General features: G+C 33.7%; 20 protein-coding genes and 3 tRNA genes. 11 read left to right on the top strand and 12 right to left on the bottom strand.

Features of this window, described 5'->3' with window-relative positions; all coding sequences use genetic code 11:
• The first annotated feature begins 73 nt into the window (after positions 1–73).
• A complete protein-coding gene (locus H526_RS0126005; RefSeq protein WP_027395622.1) occupies positions 74–3,061 on the top strand; it encodes an amidohydrolase family protein in 2,988 nt (995 codons plus the stop codon).
• Positions 3,062–3,075: 14 nt separating this feature from the next.
• Positions 3,076–4,368 carry an amidohydrolase family protein gene (locus H526_RS0126000; protein WP_027395621.1) on the top strand — a complete coding sequence of 431 codons (1,293 nt, stop codon included), beginning with the start codon at positions 3,076–3,078 and terminating at the stop codon, positions 4,366–4,368.
• Positions 4,369–4,424: 56 nt separating this feature from the next.
• On the opposite strand, the gene H526_RS0125995 is transcribed toward H526_RS0126000, so the two are convergent.
• From H526_RS0125995 to tgt, 10 genes are all read right to left on the bottom strand, one after another.
• The gene (locus H526_RS0125995) at positions 4,425–4,742 is read right to left on the bottom strand and encodes a hypothetical protein (RefSeq protein ID WP_027395620.1); all 318 of its coding nucleotides are present in this window, start codon (positions 4,740–4,742) and stop codon (positions 4,425–4,427) included.
• 120 nt (positions 4,743–4,862) lie between these two features.
• A complete protein-coding gene (locus H526_RS0125990; protein ID WP_027395619.1) occupies positions 4,863–5,984 on the bottom strand; it encodes a pyridoxal-phosphate-dependent aminotransferase family protein in 1,122 nt (373 codons plus the stop codon).
• Positions 5,985–6,282: 298 nt separating this feature from the next.
• A complete protein-coding gene (locus H526_RS30260; protein ID WP_035086705.1) occupies positions 6,283–7,077 on the bottom strand; it encodes a DUF6503 family protein in 795 nt (264 codons plus the stop codon).
• 71 nt (positions 7,078–7,148) lie between these two features.
• Positions 7,149–8,141, bottom strand: coding sequence for a DKNYY domain-containing protein (locus H526_RS0125980; RefSeq protein ID WP_035086704.1), 993 nt, complete (start codon positions 8,139–8,141; stop codon positions 7,149–7,151).
• A 98-nt stretch (positions 8,142–8,239) separates the two neighbouring features.
• The gene (locus H526_RS0125975) at positions 8,240–9,502 is read right to left on the bottom strand and encodes an asparagine synthetase B (RefSeq protein WP_211237863.1); all 1,263 of its coding nucleotides are present in this window, start codon (positions 9,500–9,502) and stop codon (positions 8,240–8,242) included.
• 1 nt (position 9,503) lies between these two features.
• Positions 9,504–11,051 (bottom strand): replicative DNA helicase, encoded by a 1,548-nt coding sequence (gene dnaB / locus H526_RS0125970; RefSeq protein ID WP_027395616.1) that lies wholly within the window; start codon positions 11,049–11,051, stop codon positions 9,504–9,506.
• A 168-nt stretch (positions 11,052–11,219) separates the two neighbouring features.
• Positions 11,220–12,173, bottom strand: a complete 954-nt coding sequence (locus H526_RS0125965; RefSeq protein ID WP_027395615.1) for an acetyl-CoA carboxylase carboxyltransferase subunit alpha — start codon at positions 12,171–12,173, stop codon at positions 11,220–11,222.
• Between the two features lie 72 nt (positions 12,174–12,245).
• Positions 12,246–13,160, bottom strand: a complete 915-nt coding sequence (locus tag H526_RS0125960; RefSeq protein WP_027395614.1) for a DMT family transporter — start codon at positions 13,158–13,160, stop codon at positions 12,246–12,248.
• Complete coding sequence (locus H526_RS0125955) at positions 13,147–14,223, bottom strand: LptF/LptG family permease (protein WP_027395613.1); 1,077 nt, start codon at positions 14,221–14,223, stop codon at positions 13,147–13,149. Before H526_RS0125955 ends, H526_RS0125960 begins: the two co-directional genes overlap by 14 nt.
• 1 nt (position 14,224) lies before the next feature.
• A complete protein-coding gene (gene tgt / locus H526_RS0125950) occupies positions 14,225–15,355 on the bottom strand; it encodes a tRNA guanosine(34) transglycosylase Tgt (protein WP_027395612.1) in 1,131 nt (376 codons plus the stop codon).
• Positions 15,356–15,532: 177 nt separating this feature from the next.
• Here tgt and H526_RS0125945 point away from each other — a divergent pair, with 177 nt between their 5' ends.
• The 3 genes from H526_RS0125945 (at position 15,533) to H526_RS0125935 (ending at position 18,172) form a co-directional block, all read left to right on the top strand.
• Positions 15,533–16,378, top strand: a complete 846-nt coding sequence (locus tag H526_RS0125945) for a transketolase (protein WP_027395611.1) — start codon at positions 15,533–15,535, stop codon at positions 16,376–16,378.
• 51 nt (positions 16,379–16,429) lie between these two features.
• A complete protein-coding gene (locus H526_RS0125940) occupies positions 16,430–17,383 on the top strand; it encodes a transketolase family protein (RefSeq protein ID WP_027395610.1) in 954 nt (317 codons plus the stop codon).
• Positions 17,384–17,554: 171 nt separating this feature from the next.
• Positions 17,555–18,172 (top strand): porin family protein, encoded by a 618-nt coding sequence (locus H526_RS0125935; protein ID WP_027395609.1) that lies wholly within the window; start codon positions 17,555–17,557, stop codon positions 18,170–18,172.
• A 49-nt stretch (positions 18,173–18,221) separates the two neighbouring features.
• On the opposite strand, the gene H526_RS31325 is transcribed toward H526_RS0125935, so the two are convergent.
• Positions 18,222–19,427, bottom strand: a complete 1,206-nt coding sequence (locus tag H526_RS31325) for an FKBP-type peptidyl-prolyl cis-trans isomerase (RefSeq protein WP_051336363.1) — start codon at positions 19,425–19,427, stop codon at positions 18,222–18,224.
• Positions 19,428–19,518: 91 nt separating this feature from the next.
• Between H526_RS31325 and H526_RS0125925 the strand changes: the two genes are divergently transcribed.
• The 3 genes from H526_RS0125925 to H526_RS0125915 are packed head-to-tail and all read left to right on the top strand — an operon-like array spanning position 19,519 to position 21,009.
• A complete protein-coding gene (locus tag H526_RS0125925; RefSeq protein ID WP_027395608.1) occupies positions 19,519–19,908 on the top strand; it encodes an RNA-binding S4 domain-containing protein in 390 nt (129 codons plus the stop codon).
• Entirely contained in the window at positions 19,905–20,486 is a 582-nt protein-coding gene (locus H526_RS0125920) for a methyltransferase domain-containing protein (protein WP_027395607.1), read from the top strand. Before H526_RS0125925 ends, H526_RS0125920 begins: the two co-directional genes overlap by 4 nt.
• Before the next feature lie 22 nt (positions 20,487–20,508).
• Positions 20,509–21,009 (top strand): phosphoribosyltransferase family protein, encoded by a 501-nt coding sequence (locus tag H526_RS0125915; RefSeq protein WP_027395606.1) that lies wholly within the window; start codon positions 20,509–20,511, stop codon positions 21,007–21,009.
• Here H526_RS0125915 and H526_RS0125910 read toward each other — a convergent pair.
• Complete coding sequence (locus H526_RS0125910; protein WP_027395605.1) at positions 21,001–21,522, bottom strand: shikimate kinase; 522 nt, start codon at positions 21,520–21,522, stop codon at positions 21,001–21,003. The genes H526_RS0125915 and H526_RS0125910 overlap by 9 nt on opposite strands.
• Positions 21,523–21,654: 132 nt before the next feature.
• Here H526_RS0125910 and H526_RS0125905 point away from each other — a divergent pair.
• The 3 genes from H526_RS0125905 (at position 21,655) to H526_RS0125895 (ending at position 22,033) form a co-directional block, all read left to right on the top strand.
• Positions 21,655–21,727: transfer RNA gene (locus H526_RS0125905), tRNA-Lys, on the top strand.
• A gap of 80 nt (positions 21,728–21,807) precedes the next feature.
• Positions 21,808–21,880, top strand: a tRNA-Lys gene (locus H526_RS0125900).
• Positions 21,881–21,949: 69 nt separating this feature from the next.
• Positions 21,950–22,033 (top strand) — tRNA-Leu (locus tag H526_RS0125895).
• Positions 22,034–22,037: the final 4 nt, after the last annotated feature.

Raw genomic sequence — 22,037 nt, 5'->3', positions numbered from 1 at the left:
AATTACTAATTTGTAAGGTCTTTCTGTAGCAAAAGTTATCTTTAAAACCAATTCATTTTTTACACTAACTCTTATGAAAAAACTATTTTTATCACTTGCTGTGATATTTATGGGATTTAATTTTTATGCTCAAGAATATTTCCCAAAAAATGACGGTGTTAAGACGTCTAATTCTAATTATACTGTTTTTACGAATGCTGTCATTCACACATCTCCTGGAACAGAGATTACTAATGGCACATTAATTATACAAAAAGGTAAAATTCAACAAGTAGGTACTGGATTATCCATTCCTAAAAATAGTATTGTAATTGATCTGCAAGGGAAACACATATATGCTTCCTTCATTGATCCTTTTACTAGCTTCGGAATTAAAAAGCCTAAAAGACAAGGAGGTTCTTTTAGAAGCAATCCTCAATATGATGCTTCTAGAGAAGGATATTATTGGAATGACCATATCCGTCCAGAAACAAATTCATTAGATGATTTTACTTATGACAAGAAAAAGGCTGATGAGTTTATCAAAGCTGGATTTGGAACATTAAATACTCATATGCCTGATGGAATTATGAGAGGAACCGGTTTATTAGTCGCTCTTAATAATGATGGCACCAAAGGTGATCGTTTATTAAGTGATGCATCATCACAATTACTTTCTTTTTCAAAAAGCAATAAAAGCAAACAAATGTACCCTACATCACTAATGGGTTCGATGGCACTGCTAAGACAAGTATATTTAGATGCCAAATGGTACACCACTAATGATACAGATTATAAAGATCTATCTATAGAAGCTTTGAATAAAAACAAAAACTTACCTCAAATTTTTGAAGCAGGAAGTAGAATTAATGGTTTTAGAGCCGATAAAGTAGGTGACGAATTTAATATTCAATACATCATCGTTGGTGGTGGTGACGAATATGCTAGAATCAATAAAGTAAAAGCTACCAATGCCAAATATATAATTCCGCTTGATTTTCCCGAAGCTTATGATGTATCTGACCCGTATATGGCTAACCTAGTAAGCTTAGGTGATATGCGCCATTGGAACCAAGCACCGACAAACCCATCTATTTTGGCTAAAAATGGAGTTCAATTTTCACTAACTACACACAAGCTAAAAAAGATTGCTGATCTCAATGCAAGAATCGAAAAAGCAATCAAGCACGGATTAGACAAAAAAATTGCATTAGAAGCGTTGACTACAGTTCCTGCTCAGATCTTAGGAAAAAGTGATGTACTAGGAACTCTTAAAAAAGGGGCATATGCTAATTTTTTAATTACTAGTCAAGAGTTATTTTCCAAGGATAATATTATCTATGAAAATTGGGTACAGGGACATAAGAACATTGTTAATGATATGAATACCACGGATATCAATGGTGCATATGAACTAACACTTGCCGGAAAAACGTATGATGTATCCATTTCGGGAAAACCTGCTAAACCAAAGGCCGAAGTAAAACTTGGAGAAACTAAATTAGGAAGTAAAATGACATACACTAATGATTGGGTATCCCTTACTTTTACGGACGCTGATACTACAAAAACTCAATATACTAGAATAGTAACTGCAATTAATAAAAACCCTAAATTTTGGAGCGGAAAGGCGATTTTGCCAAACGGATCAGAGACAACTTTTACGGCAAAACAAAAGCCAAAAGATGCTGCTAAAAAAGATGGAAAAAAATCTGAAGACAAAAAGGAGACCCCAAAGGTACTGCCAGTAACCTATCCAAATATCGCCTACGGAAATAGTAAACTTCCTAAATCTGAAAACATATTATTCAAAAATGCCACTGTATGGACAAACGAAGTTGATGGAATTCTGACAGAAACTGATGTCTTAATCAAAAATGGAAAAATTGCCGGGATCGGAAAAAATCTAAATGCTGGAAATGCTAAAATTGTAGACGCTACTGGAAAACATTTAACTAGCGGTATTATTGATGAGCATTCTCATATCGCAGCAGCAGCAATTAATGAAGCTGGCCATAATTCAACTGCAGAAGTAACAATAGAGGATGTGGTCTCACCAGATGACATCAATATGTATAGAAACCTTGCGGGTGGAGTAACTTCTATCCAAATCTTACACGGATCGGCTAACCCTATTGGCGGTAGATCAGCAATCCTAAAATTAAAATGGGGAGAAAGTGCAGAAAATCTTATTTTCAATAACTCACCTAAGTTTATCAAATTTGCCTTAGGAGAAAATGTGAAACAAAGTAATTGGGGAGATGCAGAAAGAATACGTTTCCCACAGACTCGTATGGGTGTAGAACAATTGTATGTAGATTATTTTACACGTGCTAAGCGATATGAAAAACTAAAAAATAGTGGAAAGCCATATCGAAAAGATATAGAAATGGAAACCTTAGTTGAAATCCTCAATGGCAAACGTTTTATAAGCTGTCACTCTTATGTGCAGAGTGAAATTAATATGCTGATGAAAGTGGCTGAAAAATTCAACTTTAGAATCAACACGTTTACCCACATTCTTGAAGGATATAAGGTTGCAGACAAAATGGCTAAACACGGTGTAGCTGGATCTACTTTTTCTGACTGGTGGGCTTATAAATATGAAGTAAATGATGCCATTCCTTATAACGCTACCATTATGCATAATCAAGGAGTACTTGTTGCTATTAATAGTGATGATGGTGAGATGTCTCGACGATTAAATCAAGAGGCTGCAAAATCCGTGAAATATGGAGGAATTAGTGAAGAAGAAGCTTGGAAATTTGTTACGCTAAACCCAGCAAAAATGTTACACATTGATGATCGTGTAGGGAGTATTAAAGTAGGAAAAGATGCAGATGTTGTTTTATGGACAGATCACCCTCTTTCTATATATGCCAAAGCAGAAAAAACGTTGATTGATGGAGCTACTTATTTTGATTTAGAAAAAGACAAAGCTATGCGAAAATCAATTGCTGATGAAAGAAACGAGCTGTCTACCATGTTATTAAAGGCAAAAAATAGTGGATTAAAAACACAGCCGCCTAAGAAAAAAGAAAAACAACATTTTCACTGCGATACTGTAGAACACATTCACTAAACACCGATTACAAAATGAAAAAAATATCATATATACTATTGTTGCTAATGGTTACATTCGGAAGTGTAACTGCACAACAAACTCCGGCAAAAAGCCAGACTGAAGCAATTACTATTACCGGAGCTACTGCTCATATCGGTAATGGAGAAGTGATTGCCAACAGCATTATTATTTTCGAAAATGGTAAAATTACTACTGTTGGTACCAATGGTACTGTTGCTACCAAAGGAAAAGCAATTGATGCAACTGGAAAACATATATACCCAGGATTTATAGCACCTAATTCTACCTTAGGGTTGGTTGAAATCGGAGCCGTAAGAGCTACCGATGATGACAGTGAAATTGGAGGTTTTAATCCACACATCCGAAGTATTATAGCATACAATGCAGAAAGTAAAATTGTAGAAAGTATGCGTCCAAATGGTGTATTGATTGCGCAAACCACACCACGTGGCGGATGGATTTCTGGCACTTCTTCTATTGTACAATTAGATGCTTGGAATTGGGAAGATGCTGCCATCAAAACCGATGATGGGATCCATATGAATTGGCCAAGTCCTTTTACTAGAGGTAGATGGTGGCTAGGAGAAGATCCTGGATTTAAACCTAATAAAAAATATCAGGAACAGGTAACTGCTCTAGCAGATTATATGAATCAAGCCAAAGCTACTATGCAATCGAACACTAGTAACGAAAACTTACCTCATGTAGCAATGCAAAAAGTTTTTGATGGTACACAGACCTTATTTGTTCATGTTGGAGCGGAAAAAGCTATTTTGGATGTATTGCGTTTTGCTAAAGAACAACAACTTAAAAAAGTAGTATTGGTAGGAGCTGATGAAGCTTATAAAGTAGCCGAACAGCTTAAACAACAAAACATTCCTGTACTACTTACAAGAACACACTCTACACCAAATTATGAAGATGATGATTATGATTTGCCATATAAAAATGCAAAGTTATTGGTAGATGCAGGTGTGTTAGTAGCATTACAAAACAGCGGTCAGATGGAACGCGCCAATGCGCGTAACCTCCCTTTCCAAGCTGGAACTGTGGCTGCTCACGGATTAGATAAAGAAAAGGCTGTACAGCTAATTACTGGTAATAGTGCTAAAATTTTAGGCATTGATAATATCGTAGGCACCTTAGAAGTTGGTAAAGATGCTACTTTATTTATAAGTATTGGAGATGCTTTAGACATGAGAACCAATCAGTTAGAAAAAGCCTTTATCCAAGGAAGAGATATCAGCTTAGAAAGTCACCAAACAAAACTATGGAAACGCTATAGCGATAAGTATACAAAATAAAAAAGCTTTATTTCATTAAAAAGAAAGAGGCACTTCATAGAAGTGCCTCTTTCTTTTTAAATTCCCAATTTACTCATCTGATGTTTACTTTTATATTTAAGCGCGACTGTAGCTCTTACGGATTCATATATTTCATCCTCTCCTCTTGATCTCCAGAAAGCTTTCACACCTTCTTTTACTAACCAAGACATTGATGGAGTATACGTAGGTCTTGGGACTAAATGCATTGCAGCAGAAGCCTCTAATGCTTCTGCATACATTTCTGCCGCCAAATCACCTAATTGATCTGATACATCATGTTCTGAGATTGTATTCTTAGGATAAAAAAAGTTTAAAATTTCTACTACCATTTGGTCATTACTAATAGAACTCATTGAATAAGGTTTTAAGAGATTAAAAAATGTGTGAACTAATTTATTTACACAAAAATCAAGAAAATCAACCTTAAATCACACCCTGTTTTCAGTGAAACTCTATACACTACAATTGATATATCAGCTTTTAAATTCTTTCATATCTTGCAATGCACTAACCAACATATTTACGTGATTATGTGTACAGCTCTCCCCCATAATTCCTATTCTCCATATCTTTCCTGCGAAAGCGCCTAAACCACCTCCTACTTCAATATTATATTTAGTTAGTAACTTTTTACGCAATATTGCTTCATCATTTCCTTCTGGTAAAAAAACTGCATTTAAATTGGGTAATCGATATTGCTCTTCTACTAAATATCTAAATCCTAAAGATTCTAGTTTTGTTTTTAAAACCTCGTGTACTTCTTGATGTCTTTTCCATCTGTTTTCTAAACCTTCCTCTAATACGATTCTTAGCGATTCTCTTAAAGCGTATACCGAAGAAACTGGTGCAGTATGATGATAAGCACGTTTAGCACCTCCCCAGTAGTTTTTAACTAAACTTAAATCTAAAAACCAACTTTGCACCTTTGTTTTTCTATTCTCTAGTGCTTTTAGCGCATTATCAGAAAAACTTACAGGTGATAAACCTGGAGGGGCACTTAAATTCTTTTGTGTACCAGTGTATATTGCATCTATATTCCAATCATCCACTTTTAGTTCCATACCACAATAAGAAGTTACAGCATCTACCATTAATAATCCACCAGCATTATGAACCAGATCACTAATTTCTTTTAAAGGTTGTAAAGCTCCGGTAGAAGTTTCTGCATGTACAAGTGCTACTAATTTTGGTTTTTTGCATATGTCCAAGGCCTTTTTTATATCTTCTGGAGTGATCACTGTTCCCCAAGCTACCTCAACTTTATGTACTTTAGCACCACATCTTTCGGCTATATCCGCCATTCTACCACCAAAAACTCCATTGATACAAATAATAGCTTCGTCTCCAGGTTCTAATAAATTAACCAAACAAGTTTCCATACCAGCACTACCGGGAGCAGAAACTACAAAAGTCATATGATTGTTAGTCATAAAAGTATCTTGTACCATCGTTTTAACCTCATCCATAATGGTTACAAATTCTGGATCTAAATGCCCAATTAATGGTGTAGACATTGCTTTAAGTACTCTAGGATGTGCATCTGATGGTCCAGGTCCCATCAAAATCCTATTACTCGTTGTTAGTTCTTTATACATAAAATTATTTTTGTGTGTGTTACTATATCGTTTTCGTAAATAGAATTAGATAAAGGATATAAAATTAATTAATTCTAAAAATGTACTTGAATAGACTTTAAGGTATTCTTATTTAAAAGTGCACCACTTATGATTTTTTCGCAATAAACAAAGAGTATTCTCTTATATAATTATCAAATACTAAAAATCATACCTGTATTTTTATCAAAAAAAGTTTTCGCTTTCTGAAAAAACAAAGAGCTCCGTTAGACAAAAACTAACAGAGCTCTTTTTTAATATCTTATAATTTATAGAAGACCTATTTCACATCTTTCGGCTTACTAAATATAAAAGCATCCATTTTTTCTTTACTCGCAGAGGCATTTACGAAGTTTCTCTCACTTTTAACTTCTCCTACAATTCCATCTTTATAAGATCTCCATTTTAAGGTTTTTGGCAACAATAACCCATCAATATCATTCCAATCTGAATATTCTATAAGGCTAATTTTCTCACTACTTTCTTTACTAAAAAATGTTACTGTGTATCCTAAAAATTTCATCTTATATGATTCTGAATCATAGTATACAAAGTAATTATCCTTTGGAGAATCACCAATTGCTTCTCCATAAGATATTTTATAACCAGGATATGATACTTCTCCCACTTTTAAATCGTCCACTTTTTCATAAGAAATACCATCATCTCCCAATACGAAAGGCATTGCATAAAAATAGAACATCAAGTTATGATAAAAACGTGGGTTCCCTTTAAAATAAGTTGAATCTTGCTCAATCCATGCTTCTTTCCCATCAAAACCTAATTGAAACTTGTCTGTTTCGATACGTGCATGTCTAGTTTTAAGATCCGTAGTATGCTTTTCATTACCTTCTGGGTTAGAAAGTTCAAAAACCAAGGAATTCTTTTCATCAAAAGATTGAATCCCACCGTGAGCTTTAAAAACAGCAGCTATATCTTTTGGGAAATCACTAGAGCGATCAGGAATAATTATTTCTTCTTTCTCTTCTACAACAATTTCTTTTTCTTCTTTAGGTGTTTCTTTACAAGAAAATAAAACACTGAGAATTAGTACGGATACTATTATTTTTTCCATTTTTGGATGTAAGGTTATTGTTTAAGTTTACAATAGTCGTCTTTTATTTACAACCTTACAAAAATCAAAATTTACTTTTTACTTTTTACAATTTCACCAACTTCGTAAATGTGATTTTTATCCGAAAAAGTATAAGTATTCGTATTATATCTAAACGTATTTGTGTCTGCCCCATCGATTATCTTTCCATTAAAAAAGACGTAATTTTTATCTTTTGTGTACCCATGCTCTAGTTCTTTAAAAGTAGTAACATCTACTTCTTCTATTGCCTCTCCTTGATAAAATATCTTATCGTCTATTCTCACTAATCCATTATCCTCAAAAAAATTAATAGCGTTACTATTTTTAAAAGGAATAGTAATAACTTCATCTAGGCTTTCTGAATTTTGATATCCCACATAAAAATACACATTATTATCGTCTCGAATATAGTAGTCTGTCAAAGAAACAATTCCTGAGATATTAGCTTCTTCAATCTTATATGTAGGATTTCCATAAGAATAATAATACACTCCTTTTTTATCTTTACAAAAGTGACTATTAATCTCTTCAAAGGATGCAACATCTAGGGAGTCATTTCTCTTATAATTTTGATATACAAAATTCTTGTCTTTAGCAAAATCGAAACTTATCTGAGTAAAAGTTTTTGCATCTGCTCCTTCTAGAATTTTTAGTGCTTTTATATCTTTTGTACCTATATGATAATAATTATCGTTTAATTCATATACATGATTTTTATCTATAGGTGTATACCCTAACTGCACTTCGAATGATGCAAGATCTATTTCATTATTAATTGCTCTTGATTTAAAATAAGCTTGATCTTTATCTTTAGCATAGTCCCTTGCTAGTACCTGAAATGTTTGCATATCAACTTCCATTTCATCTTTTCCTAATTCAAACCAATTACCCATTGGACTATAAATAATACCTTCTTTATCCCTAGTATAATAATAAGAGTCCGATAATTCTTTATTTACTTCTCTCCCAAAAGGATTAAAAAAACGATACAATCCATAAATACACAAGGCACCTATTGATATAAACAAAATAGCAACTATCATTATGATTTTTTTTACCATAGAATCAAAACTACAAAATGTTTAATCCTCAAATTACCCTATAAACAGTGATTTAATTCTTTAAAACAAAATCAAAGTAATCATGTTTTCTGTTTTTTCTTTTTGGCTGCGGGAAAGAGAACATTGTTAAGAATCAAGCGATATCCAGGAGAATTAGGATGCAATTCTAGCTCAGTTTTTGGATCTCCTACTCTATGCTGATAATCTTCTGGATCATGACCTCCGTAAAAGGTGAAGAAACCTTTTCCTTTAATTCCGTGAATATATCTAGCTTCGTTATTAGTTCTGTTTTCTCCAAGAACTAATACATTAGATTTAATCTCCTTAGGGTCATATGCCGTGGTCTGCCCCATAAAGCCTTTTACCAATGCGGTATGGTTTTGACAAAGCATCGTAGGAATCGGATCCCATTTCGCAGAAAAATCCATTAGCGTAAAATAATCTGTAGTTTTAGAAATACGACGTTTTCTAGTCATATCTATAGAAGAAAACTCATATACATTTGGACTACGTTCGAGCGTAAAATCTTTAAACGCAAATGTTTTATTATAATCGATTTTAGACTGATAACCTGGTTCACTTGGATCTCCGTCAAACATTGGCTCGCAAATATCCACTCCTTCTGCAGCTATAGCTATTTCAAAACTATCTGTAGCACTACACATAGCGAACATAAACCCACCACCTACTACATAATCTCGAATCTTAAGTGCTACTGCAAGTTTTTCTTGAGAAACCTTTTCATAACCTAGTTCAAATGCCAATTTCTCTGCATTGGCTTTTTCTTGTATATACCAAGGTGCCGCTCTATAAGATGCATAAAACTTACCATATTGTCCAGTAAAATCTTCATGATGTAAGTGTAACCAATCGTATAAAATAAGATTATCTTCTAAAACTTCTTTATCATATACAGTCTCGTACGGGATTTCGGCAAACGTTAAAACCATTGTTACCGCATCATCCCAAGGTTGATTCCCTTTTGGAGAATACACCGCTATTTTAGGTGCTTTTTCTAAAATAACAGCTTCCATATTTTTAGAGGGACTACTTATATCCTCTAAAATTTCTTCTGTTTTAGCGTTGCTCAGAACTTCATAAGAAACCCCACGAATCGTACATTCTTTTTTAATGTCATCCGTATCAGGTAATAAAAAAGAACCTCCTCTATAATTAAGTAGCCATTTAACTTTTAGATCTTTGCTAAGTGTCCAATATGTAATTCCATAGGCTTTTAAATGGTTTTGCTGACCTTCGGCATCCATAGGAATTAACACATACGAAGCGTATGATTGAAAAGTAAAGAAAAATAATAGTGTGTAAATCAAAAATTTACACTTCATTTTAGAAAGGAACGTCATCATCATCATTAGAGTCATTTATGCTACTCCCAAAGGCTTCATCGGCACTAGGAAGATGGCTTGTACTAAAAGGATCATCTTCTTCTTTACCATCATTCATCTTAGAATGAAACTCAAAAGGAGTACTAAAGTCATCTAAGTTATCAAATTTACCTAAGTGACCAATAAATTTTAACCTAATATTTTCTAAACCACCATTACGGTGTTTGGCAACAATAAACTCTCCTTGTCCTTGAGTAGGTGATCTTTCTTCATCATCCCACTCATCTATCTTGTAATATTCTGGTCTAAATATAAATGCTACAATATCCGCATCCTGCTCAATCGCTCCAGATTCCCTCAAGTCACTCAATAACGGTCTCTTACTACCTCCACGAGTTTCTACAGCACGTGATAACTGTGATAATGCAATAACAGGAATATTCAATTCTTTTGCTAATGCCTTAAGGTTACGAGAAATTGTCGAAATCTCTTGTTCACGGTTTCCATTCTTACCACTACCACCTGCTGTCATTAATTGTAAATAATCTATAACAATCATTCTTATACCATGCTGAGAAGAAAGACGTCTTGCTTTTGCTCGTAAATCAAAAATGGAAAGAGAAGGAGTATCATCTATAAAAAGAGGAGCTTTCTCTAAGTCTTTTACTTTTACATTAAGTTGTTCCCATTCGTGTTTTTCTAACTTACCAGTACGTAATTTCTCTGAAGAAAGACCCGTTTCTGAAGATATTAAACGTGTAATCAGCTGTACTGATGACATCTCTAATGAGAAGAATGCAACAGGAATATTAGCTCCAACTGCCATATTTCTAGCCATAGACAATGTCAAAGCAGTTTTACCCATACCAGGACGTGCTGCAACAATAATCAAGTCACTTGGTTGCCAACCAGAGGTCAGCTTATCTAATTTATCAAAACCAGAAGGAACTCCACTCATTCCTTCTTTATTCGATATTTCCTGAATTTTTTTCTTTGCTTGAATTACTAAACTTTGAGCAGTCTCTGTGGATCTTTTTATATTTCCTTGAGTTACCTCATATAATCTAGATTCTGCCATGTCCAAAAGATCGAAGACATCTGCGGTCTCATCGTATGATTCTTCGATAATCTCATTCGATATTTTTATCAGACTACGCTGTATATATTTCTGCAAAATTATACGAGCATGAAATTCGATATGTGCTGAAGATGCTACCTTTTGGGTAAGTTGAATTAGATAAAATTCCCCACCTGCTAATTCAAGTTTTGCATCTTTCTTAAGTTGACTCGAAACCGTTAATAAGTCAATCGGCTCTGAGTTTTCGAACAACTTATATATAGCGTCAAAAATATATTTATGAGATTCTTTGTAAAAAACATCGGGATTAAGAATGTCGATAATTTCATCGACTCCTTTTTTATCTATCATCATCGCCCCAAGCACAACTTCCTCTAAATCAGTTGCTTGAGGAGGTATTTTTCCTTTTTCCAGCGAAATTACGTTCCCCCGACCATAATTAGATTGCTGAGCTTGCTGTACTTTTTCCATAACCACGAATGTAAAAAAATTGTAAAGAGGTGGACCTTATACAAAGGTAATCAATGTCCACCAGTCTTCAACAAATGAAATGTTGATAACTTAATTATATTGTTAATAAGCATAAAAAAATCCGAAGTCAAAAACTTCAGATTTTTGTGTCAAGTGATTTATTAGGGGTTAGCCTTTGAAGACCCCCATATTTGCATATTTATCCATACGCTTTTCTACCAATTCTTCTGGTGATAAGTTTTTCATCTCTTCAAAAGATGACAAAATTTTGTCTCGAACAGCTTTAAATGTTTTTTCACGATCACTATGAGCTCCACCAAGCGGTTCTCTTACGATTTCATCCACAACTTTAAGTTTAGCACTATCTTTTGCAGTTAATTTCAATGCTTCGGCTGCAATTTCCTTTTGCTCCCAACTTCTCCATAGAATAGAAGAGCAGTTCTCAGGAGAGATTACAGAATACCAAGAATTTTCTAGCATCAATACTTTATCACCAACTCCTATTCCTAATGCACCTCCACTGGCACCTTCTCCAATAATAATAACAGTAATAGGAACTTTAAGACGTGTCATTTCTAGGATATTTCTAGCAATAGCTTCTCCTTGTCCTCTTTCCTCAGCTTCTAAACCTGGATATGCTCCTGGAGTATCAACAAAACAAACTACAGGAATATTGAATTTTTCAGCGCTTTTCATCAAACGAAGTGCTTTTCTATATCCCTCAGGATTAGCCATCCCAAAGTTTCTATATTGTCTTGTCTTTGTATTGTATCCTTTTTGTTGACCAATGAACATAAAACTTTGATCACCAATTTTACCTAAACCTCCAATCATCGCTTTGTCATCTTTAACATTACGATCTCCATGTAATTCTAAAAAAGAATCTCCGCATATAGCATTTATATAATCTAATGTATATGGCCTAGATGGATGTCTAGATAATTGTACTCGCTGCCAAGCAGTCAAGTTCTTATAAATCTCCTTTTTAGTCTCATTTAACTTTTTTTCAATTTGCTTACAGGTATCCGTGACATCAACATCACTTTCTGCTCCTATAGCGCAAGCTTTTTCAAATTGTTCTTCGAGTTCTTTTATGGGGAGTTCAAATTCTAAATATTCCATATCAAGAATATATTTTGTTTTTTTTAACTAGGGTTAGCAGACAAATATAAAACAATACTTGTTAAACTAGTATTAAGACCTTTGTCTTTTTATTTTTTTAATATTTTTAAATATACCATTCAACACTACTGTGCTAAGTATAATAAGGGCTCCGTAATAAAATCCTGGGTTCATTTTTTCTGAATCTCCAAAAATTAAAAATGCTAATACAATTCCATAAACAGGCTCTAAATTTATCGTTAACATTACTGTATATGGACTTAAGTATTTCATAACCTGAACTGAACCTATAAAAGCATAAGCCGTGCAAAATGAAGCAAGTATTATTAAAAATATCCAATCCGAGGTTGATAACTGAAAGAAACCAATTGTAAAACCGTCATTTTCTGCTCCTAAAAAAGACATTCCTGTCAAGTAAATTGTCACAAAACCCACTCCAGTTAATAATTCATAAAAAGAAATCATTGAAGGAGAATATTGTTGAGCAATCTTACCATTAATTAATGAAAAAACAGATGATAAAAAAGCTGAGCATAGTGCATATACAATTCCTAAAAAATAATCACCTTCTACATTAAAAATAGTATAAAGACCTACAATTACCATCAAACCAAATACAACCTCATACCAAATAAGTTTTCGGTTATAAAAAATCGGCTCTAAAATTGAAGTAAAAAATGCACCCGTAGACAAAATAGCAAGCGTTATAGAAACGTTAGAAACTTTTATTGCCGCAAAAAAAGTAATCCAATGTAATGCAATAATCCCACCAGCAATACATAATGTAAACAAAAGCTTTTTAGATACCTTTAAAGAAATTTTTCTAATGAGAATATAAAGGTAAATAAATCCTGAAGCCATCAACATCCTATACCATACTAAAGGTAGTGCTTCAATAGAGATTAGCTCTCCAAGTATTGCAGTAAACCCCCATATAAATACTATAAAATGAAAATGAAGATAATTCTGGAGCTTAACGTTTGGCATTATAAAGAAGATAAATTGCTAATATCCCAAAAGAAAAATTAGGAAACCACACTGCTACTAAAGGTGGAAAATCAGATTGATTGGCCAACGTACCTAAAACTTTATCAAAAAAGATAAAAACGAAGGCTAAAGAGATACCGACAGCTAGATTTATACCCATTCCTCCTCTTCTTTTCATTGAAGAAACTGCTACACCTATAACGGTAAGTATAAATGCTGAAACAGGAATACTCCATCTCTTATAAGCTACCACTTTATATCTGTTTATATCTGAAGAACCTCTTTTACTTTCCTTTTCTATAAACTTACTTAATTCCATATAATTTAGTGTCTCTGCTACATAAGTCACAGGAGTAAACTCATCTATATCAAAAGGTAAAATCGTGTCTTTTTTCCTTGCTTTCTCTATGATATCTCTGTCTTCTAAAACTGTACGTTTCACAAAGTCTCTTAATTCATAAATACTATCTTTCTCTATAAAGGTTATCGTTCTAGCTGAAATTTTTGTAACTAATTTATTTCCATCAAAATATTCCAATGTGAAATTTGTTGCCTTTTTCTTAAGTGGCTTAAAATCACTGGCATATAAAAATATACTATCATTTAATTGACGGTATACATTTCTGGTTTCTTGAACTTTCTTCCCCTTTTTTAAGTAGGTATATTTAAACTCATTAAATCCCTGACTTGCTTTAGGTGCTAAAAATAACCCCATTGCAAGAGCTCCTACACAAATTAAAATCGCTCCAATCATATACGGTCTAAGAAATCTCCAAAATGAAACACCTGAGCTTAAAAAGGCTATAATTTCTGTCTTATTAGCTAATTTAGAAGTAAACCAAATCACAGAAAGAAATACAAATAATGGAAATAGTAAATTTGCAAAGTAGATGGTAAAATCCAAATAATAAGAAACAACGGCTCCAAAGGGCGCTTCATGCTCTAATATATTATCTATTTTCTCAGAAAGATCAACGATAATTCCTATTGGAATAAACATGAGAATCATTGCGAAAAATGTTCCCAAATAACGTTTAAGTATATACCAGTCTAATATTTTCAAATTACAATCTTTTATCCATTTGTTTTACCATCATATTTTTCCAAGAATAAAAATCCCCAGCTAAGATATGTTTTCTTGCTTCACGAACCAACCATAAATAAAAACCTAAATTATGGATCGTTGCTATCTGTCTTCCAAGCATTTCATTCACCGAAAAAAGATGCTTTAAATATGCTTTAGAATACTCAGTATCTACATAGGTAATAGCCATTTCATCAATCGGAGAAAAATCATCCTCCCACTTTTTATTCTTAATATTTATAGTTCCGTGTGCCGTAAATAACATCCCATTTCTCCCATTTCTAGTCGGCATTACACAATCAAACATATCAATACCTAATGCAATATTTTCTAAAATATTAATTGGTGTACCCACACCCATCAAATATCTAGGTTTATCCTCTGGCAATATTTCTGTCACTACTTCAGTCATTGCATACATCTCTTCTGCTGGTTCTCCTACTGACAAACCTCCGATTGCATTTCCTTCTGCTCCCGCATTAGCAATATATTCTGCAGACTGTCTTCTTAGATCTTTATAAGTACTTCCTTGTACTATTGGAAAAAAAGTCTGATCATATCCATATTTAACTGGAACTTTTTCGAGATGTTGCATACATCTATCTAACCATCTGTGAGTCATATGCATACTTCTCTTTGCATATCTGTAATCACAAGGGTATGGAGTACATTCATCAAAAGCCATGATGATATCTGCACCAATTGTACGTTGAATCTCCATTACATTTTCTGGCGTAAACACGTGATATGATCCATCAATATGAGACTTAAACTTCACACCTTCTTCCTTAATCTTACGATTTGCTGATAGAGAATATACTTGATAACCTCCGCTATCTGTAAGAATATTTCTATCCCAATTCATAAATTTATGTAACCCACCTGCTTTTTCTAAAATTGGTGTTTGCGGTCTTAGATATAAATGATAAGTGTTTCCTAATATAATATCAGGATTAATATCATTTTTCAACTCTCTTTGATGTACACCTTTTACAGTTGCTACAGTACCAACAGGCATAAAAATTGGAGTTTCAATAACTCCATGATCAGTTGTTACTTTTCCGGCTCTGGCCTTACTCTGAGGGTCCGTAGATAATAGGTCGAATTGCATATTTTTTATTTCGTAGAGCGCAAAGATAACTAACTAAAACTACTTTAATAAAGTGAAGTTTCCGAAAACTTTTCGTTATTAACAATAGTATCTTAATTAAAAGGTGATCAGACATTTTGCCACGGTAATCAAAACCTTTATTTTTGCGCCTTAATCATTAAGCCAATTAGCATAGCAATGCCAAAAACACAACAATTAGAAGATTTTGTAACCCAAGTTCGTAGAGATATTCTTCGACAGGTTCACAAAGTAAACTCAGGGCATCCAGGTGGTTCTCTGGGATGTACCGAATTTTTTGTAGCTCTTTATCAAGAAATTCTAGAAAGAAAAGATGGTTTCGATATGGACGGAAAAGAAGAAGATCTTTTCTTTTTATCTAACGGACATATTTCTCCTGTTTTTTATAGTGTATTAGCAAGAAGTGGGTACTTTCCTGTGGAAGAACTAAATACATTTAGACTTATCAATAGTAGGCTTCAGGGACACCCTACAACACACGAAGGACTTCCTGGAATTCGAATTGCTTCTGGATCTCTTGGACAAGGTATGTCTGTAGCCATTGGAGCTGCTCAAGCAAAAAAACTAAATAATGACAATCACCTTGTATATAGTCTTCACGGAGATGGAGAACTACAAGAAGGTCAGATTTGGGAAGCAGCTATGTATGCGTCTGGAAAGAAAGTAGACAATCTTATTTCTACTGTAGATCTTAATGGACAGCAAATTGATGGATCTACTGATGATGTATTATCTTTAGGTAGTCTTAGAGCTAAATTTGAAGCTTTTGGTTGGGATGTTATGGAAATCAAAGAAGGAAATAATATCACAGCTGTAATAGAAGGCTTAAAAGAAGCTAAAAGTAGAACCGGAAAAGGCAAGCCAGTTTGTATTTTGATGCATACGGTAATGGGTAACGGAGTTGATTTTATGATGCACACACACGCTTGGCATGGTAAAGCTCCAAATGATGAGCAGTTAGAAATAGGTTTAGCACAAAATCCAGAGACTTTAGGAGATTACTAAGGCGTACAAAAGAGATTTCTGTTTTACAGAAATGACTTAAAAAAAATATTCATGAAAAAATATATAGATACAGGAAAAAAAGATACTCGCTCAGGTTTTGGAGCAGGTCTTGAAGTACTTGGAAAAACAAACGAGAATGTTGTAGCACTTTGTGCGGATCTTATTGGTTCTCTAAAAATGGATGCATTTATTGCAAATAATCCAGATCGTTTTTTTCAAATAGGAATTGCCGAAGCTAATATGATGGGAATCGCAGCTGGGTTAACTATTGGTGGTAAAATACCTTTTACTGGAACTTTTGCTAATTTTTCTACTGGTCGAGTTTATGATCAAATTCGTCAATCCATTGCCTACAGTGGTAAAAATGTAAAAATCTGTGCTTCTCATGCTGGTTTAACACTTGGAGAAGATGGTGCAACACATCAAATTTTAGAAGATATTGGGTTAATGAAAATGTTACCAGGTATGGTAGTAATTAACCCATGTGATTATAATCAAACTAAAGCAGCTACAATTGCAATTGCTGATTATGAAGGTCCAGTTTATTTGCGTTTTGGAAGACCAAAGGTTGCAAACTTTACACCAGAAGATCAAAAATTCGAAATAGGAAAAGCTCTTCATTTACAGGATGGTACTGATGTTACTATTGTAGCTACAGGCCACCTAGTATGGGAAGCATTACAAGCTACTGAAGCATTGCAAGAAAAAGGAATTAGTGCGGAAGTGATTAATATACACACCATAAAACCACTTGATAATGAAGCTATCTTAAACTCCGTTAAAAAGACTGGTTGTATTGTTACGGCAGAAGAGCATAACTTCTTAGGAGGTTTAGGAGAAAGTGTATCTAGAGTATTAACTCAAAATCACCCTGTACCACAAGAATTCATTGCTACTAATGACACATTTGGAGAAAGTGGAACTCCTGATCAACTTATGGAAAAATATGGATTAAATGCTGATGCTATCATAAATGCGGCGGAAAAAGTTATCAAAAGAAAATAACATCAGTATTATATTATTTATCAAAGTATATTTTAAAAGTCTTCTGTTTTTACAGAGGACTTTTTTATTAACTATTAGAATAATCCCACCCTATTTTCGTTATAAAAGAAACACTGACCACAACCAAAAATTACAATTAATTATTTATTCATCTTTTAAAACTCATTTAAAATGAAAAACGTAGTAGTGTTTTTAATTCTTTTTAGCTCTTGTGCAATCATATCACAAGAAAAAGGAATAAACTTTGGTGTAAAAGCTGGTCTGAACTATGGGGACAATGGCAAAATAGAATTTAGTGATGTAACCAATGCTGGTGACAATTTACTTTCTGAGAATGCTGATGATCGTGTAGGATATCATATCGGAGTATTTTTAAGAGGAGATATCACTGACAACTTTTATCTTAAACCAGAATTACAGTATACACAAAACAGTAGTTCTTATTCATTTGATAATCGAAAATTAAATTACAATGTAAAGAAACTAGATCTTCCTATTTTAGCAGGGATCTATTTATTAGGCCCTTTACACGTATTTGGAGGACCTTCTTTGCAATATATTGTAGATAATGATCTAGAAGATGTTCGACTAAGTGAAGTTAAAAATGAATTCACTGTAGGAGTTCAATTTGGTGTAGGGTTACAGATAAGACGACTAAACATAGATCTTAGGTATGAAAGAGGAATTACCGAAAACCAGGCTCAAACTATTGATGCAAATACAGGACAAACAATTAGGGTTGATTCTAGACCTAATCAATTTATTCTAAGTTTAGCATTGGACTTATAATTTCATTTATAAAAAAACTCCGGTAAAATTACCGGAGTTTTTTTATAAATTAATCATCTCTAGATGCTGTGTCATCAGTATCGAGATAGTTTGGAATTCCATCTCCATCAGTATCATCATTTGTTGGATCTCCATCTCCAATATCATTTGTTGGATCTCCATCTCCATCTCTATCTACAGTTAAATCTGTATCTGGTTCTAAATCTTCATCTATTGTTAATGTTCCATCACCATCGTCATCTGGATCTAAGTAGTTAGGAAAACCATTATCATCCGTATCATCATCAACATCTAAAACAAGTCTATCGCCATCAATATCTTCTAAATATGAAGGAACCCCATCATTATCGTGATCTGCTTCTACACTTCCGTACAACTGAACACTGAATATCAAAGGCGCATATTGTGGGATTCCATTCTGAACTTCTTCAAAATATGCTAAACCTGAAGGCATAAAAACTGTAAAATTACCAAAATCCATATTATATCTAACGGTACCATCGCCGTTCTCCATAAAACCTGACGCTCCCTTGAAATCTACAACTGCTTCTCTAAAACCTTCTACAACGTTTACTAAATCAAACCACACTGGAGTTACTGCACTATCAAACACTCTTCTCCTAGGGTTGTTATTATCTACAGGATCATTTTCATCTATTACACCATCACCATCAGAATCTGAAGAAGTTGGATTGTTATCAATATCACTATCATCAGCAATACCATCGCCGTCACTATCTGTTTTAGTAACAGAATCATCTACCGTATCAGGTTCTCCATCTCCATCTGCGTCTACATCCCCATCATTAGGAATTCCATCTCCATCATCATCTTCGTAATCATAAAAAACCTCTCCGGTATAAGTTACAAATGTAGAATCTGCAAACTGTGTTTGGCGTTCAGTAGCCACTCCATTATCATATTTAAGCAGGTACAATGTATAAGAAACCTCTGTATCCATATTGGTAACTGTCTTAGTTTCCAAAAATCCGGAATCCCAAATAGAAGTTTCGCCACTATTAACTCCTGCTATAGTATCAAATTGGACAGTCTGGAAATCAGGATTTCCGTCGTTATCTACTAAGGTAAAAAAGTGTGTTTTTAAGTAATTTTGTATTATCGGATCTTCATCGGCCTGCTGCTCCGCCTCATCTCTAATCGGCACACTAACAAAATCATTATCATCATCATTATTACAGGCATATAAGGATGCCACGACAACACCTGCGGCAAAAATATATTTTCTTACATTCATTTGATTGCTTTTTTGAAGGCGCAAGATACAATTTTCTTGTACTTTTGCTCAACTATTATTATAGATAAAACGCATTTTTTAATCATTTTTTATGCGAGTTGATAAATATTTATGGTGTATCAGATATTTCAAGACGCGTAGCATTGCTACCAAAGCTTGTAAAGAGGGTAAAGTAAGAGTGAATGGGGATATTATAAAACCATCACGAGAAATCTACCCAACTGATAAAATTACAGTTCGAAAAAACCAGGTTAACTATGAACTTGTTGTTCTAGACACACCAAAAAGTCGACTTGGCGCTAAGCTAGTCGACATATATCGTAAAGACGTCACCCCAACAGAAACGTTGCAAAAACTAGATCTTTTAAAATATTCTAAAGATTACTACAGAAAAAAAGGTGCTGGTAGACCTACCAAGAAAGATCGAAGAGATATTGATGATTGGTTTGAAGAACCTTCTAATAACGATAGTGAGGAATGAAATTAGATTCAAAATTTTGGAATAGAAAATATCGTTCAAATCAAACTGGATGGGACATAGGATATGCATCTCCTCCAATTATCTCATACTTTGATCAGTTAGAAGACAAAAACTTAAAAATATTAATTCCTGGATGTGGAAATGCATATGAGGCTATTTATTTATTTCGGAATGGTTTTAAAAACATCTACATATTGGATTTTGTAAAAGATACTCTTGATAATTTCAAAATAAAATTTCCGGATTTTCCTGTATCGCAAATACTGTATAAAGATTTTTTTGAACTAGAAGATCAATTCGATATTGTTGTAGAACAAACATTCTTCTGCGCAATTCATCCGGACGAAAGAAAGCAATATATTGCTAAGATGAAATCAATTTTAAAACCAAATGGAAAATTAGTTGGTCTTTTTTTTAATATAGAATTTGAAAAATCAGGCCCTCCATTTGGAGGTACTAAAAATCACTATCTGGGGTTATTTTCACAACATTTCAAAATTAACACATTAGAAAAATGTTATAATTCCATTCTACCACGCAAGGATAACGAACTCTTTTTTATCTTTGAAGTCAATTGAAAAAAACATAACTCCAGTTAGAATGCAAGCCGAAGACAATATCATCCTTACTCACGAACAAATACAACATAAGATTAAACGTATAGCATACCAAATCTATGAAACCAATGTAAATGAAAAAGAAATTGTTATCGCTGGTATTGCTAGTAATGGTTATATTTTTGCTCAACGTCTAAAAGCAATATTAGATGAGGTTTCTGATATTGATATTACATTATGTGAAGTAACTATGGATAAATCTTCTCCACAAGACACTGTTAAAACCTCCATTTCTGCTTCGGATTATAAAAACAAATCACTTGTTCTTGCAGATGATGTGCTTAATTCTGGAACAGCTTTAGTGTATGGCGTCAAACATTTTTTGGATGTACCACTAACAAGGTTTAAAACAGCTGTTCTTGTTAATCGTAATCATAAAAAATATCCTATAAAAGCTGATTTCAAAGGAATTTCACTTTCTACATCACTACACGAACATGTGAATGTAACTTTTGGGGAAAATGATCTGGCTATACTAGAATAAAACATTTTGTATTTCCTTGACAACTTCTTGAATGGTCTTATTATCAGTAGAAACAGTATACTCTGCTTGACTATAATAAAAGGAACGTTCAAAAAGATGTTTACGAACAAAGTCCTTAAGATCCTCTTTAGTTGATATATGAGCTATTAAAGGACGTTTTTCTTTCTCTAAATAGAGTCGATCCACTAATTCTTCTAAAGAAGTTTTCAGGTATACACTTTTAGCGTTTTCATTTCCTTTAATGATCTCAAGGTTTCCAGCAAAACAAGGAGTCCCTCCTCCTAAAGAAATAATATGATTATTTTTTGTTTCTAATACTTGTTTTAGAAACTCATTTTCTTTTTTTCTAAAGTATATCTCGCCATTATCTTCAAAAATTTGAGCAATTGATTTTTTTTCTTGATTTTCTATAAAATCGTCAAGATCGAGACATTCCATTTTTAATTCAGAAGCTAAATCCCTGCCAATAGAGGATTTACCGCAACCCATATATCCTAATAAAATAATATTCATAAAGTAAAAACTAGGTTATTTATGCCTAAAAAAAAGGGCATTTAAAATAAAACGTAAATTTATATTAAATTCTTCTTGAAAAATAAATTATTGATAGTATATTTGCACCCGCATTCAAGGAAAAAGAATGATGACCGGGTAGCTCAGTTGGTAGAGCATCTCCCTTTTAAGGAGAGGGTCCTGGGTTCGAGCCCCAGCCCGGTCACAAATACTGAATAATTATGAGGTATTACTGATTATTTATTCTATAGTTCTTTAAAATATATGATAATTTAATTTATCAATGACCGGGTAGCTCAGTTGGTAGAGCATCTCCCTTTTAAGGAGAGGGTCCTGGGTTCGAGCCCCAGCCCGGTCACTAAAAAGTATCGCAATTCCCCTGTGATACTTTTTTAGTTTTACACTATATTGTAAAATAAATTATATTGCCCAGGTGCTGGAATTGGTAGACAGGCATGGTTGAGGGCCATGTGTCCATTAGGGCGTGCGGGTTCGACTCCCGCTCTGGGCACTTT

Source organism: Aquimarina latercula DSM 2041 (assembly GCF_000430645.1).
Classification (GTDB): domain Bacteria; phylum Bacteroidota; class Bacteroidia; order Flavobacteriales; family Flavobacteriaceae; genus Aquimarina; species Aquimarina latercula.
The sequence above is the reverse complement of the archived record's forward strand: the minus strand, read 5'-3'. Positions and strand labels throughout refer to the sequence as shown.

Bases quoted from the DNA above. Each gene is read 5' to 3' on its own strand.
- H526_RS0126005 (WP_027395622.1), top strand. From the start codon at position 74: ATGAAAAAACTATTTTTATCACTTGCTGTGATATTTATGGGATTTAAT.
- H526_RS0126000 (WP_027395621.1), top strand. From the start codon at position 3,076: ATGAAAAAAATATCATATATACTATTGTTGCTAATGGTTACATTCGGA.
- H526_RS0125995 (WP_027395620.1), bottom strand. From the start codon at position 4,742: ATGAGTTCTATTAGTAATGACCAAATGGTAGTAGAAATTTTAAACTTT.
- H526_RS0125990 (WP_027395619.1), bottom strand. From the start codon at position 5,984: ATGTATAAAGAACTAACAACGAGTAATAGGATTTTGATGGGACCTGGA.
- H526_RS30260 (WP_035086705.1), bottom strand. From the start codon at position 7,077: ATGGAAAAAATAATAGTATCCGTACTAATTCTCAGTGTTTTATTTTCT.
- H526_RS0125980 (WP_035086704.1), bottom strand. From the start codon at position 8,141: ATGATAGTTGCTATTTTGTTTATATCAATAGGTGCCTTGTGTATTTAT.
- H526_RS0125975 (WP_211237863.1), bottom strand. From the start codon at position 9,502: ATGAAGTGTAAATTTTTGATTTACACACTATTATTTTTCTTTACTTTT.
- dnaB (WP_027395616.1), bottom strand. From the start codon at position 11,051: ATGGAAAAAGTACAGCAAGCTCAGCAATCTAATTATGGTCGGGGGAAC.
- H526_RS0125965 (WP_027395615.1), bottom strand. From the start codon at position 12,173: ATGGAATATTTAGAATTTGAACTCCCCATAAAAGAACTCGAAGAACAA.
- H526_RS0125960 (WP_027395614.1), bottom strand. From the start codon at position 13,160: ATGCCAAACGTTAAGCTCCAGAATTATCTTCATTTTCATTTTATAGTA.
- tgt (WP_027395612.1), bottom strand. From the start codon at position 15,355: ATGCAATTCGACCTATTATCTACGGACCCTCAGAGTAAGGCCAGAGCC.
- H526_RS0125945 (WP_027395611.1), top strand. From the start codon at position 15,533: ATGCCAAAAACACAACAATTAGAAGATTTTGTAACCCAAGTTCGTAGA.
- H526_RS0125940 (WP_027395610.1), top strand. From the start codon at position 16,430: ATGAAAAAATATATAGATACAGGAAAAAAAGATACTCGCTCAGGTTTT.
- H526_RS0125935 (WP_027395609.1), top strand. From the start codon at position 17,555: ATGAAAAACGTAGTAGTGTTTTTAATTCTTTTTAGCTCTTGTGCAATC.
- H526_RS31325 (WP_051336363.1), bottom strand. From the start codon at position 19,427: ATGAATGTAAGAAAATATATTTTTGCCGCAGGTGTTGTCGTGGCATCC.
- H526_RS0125925 (WP_027395608.1), top strand. From the start codon at position 19,519: ATGCGAGTTGATAAATATTTATGGTGTATCAGATATTTCAAGACGCGT.
- H526_RS0125920 (WP_027395607.1), top strand. From the start codon at position 19,905: ATGAAATTAGATTCAAAATTTTGGAATAGAAAATATCGTTCAAATCAA.
- H526_RS0125915 (WP_027395606.1), top strand. From the start codon at position 20,509: ATGCAAGCCGAAGACAATATCATCCTTACTCACGAACAAATACAACAT.
- H526_RS0125910 (WP_027395605.1), bottom strand. From the start codon at position 21,522: ATGAATATTATTTTATTAGGATATATGGGTTGCGGTAAATCCTCTATT.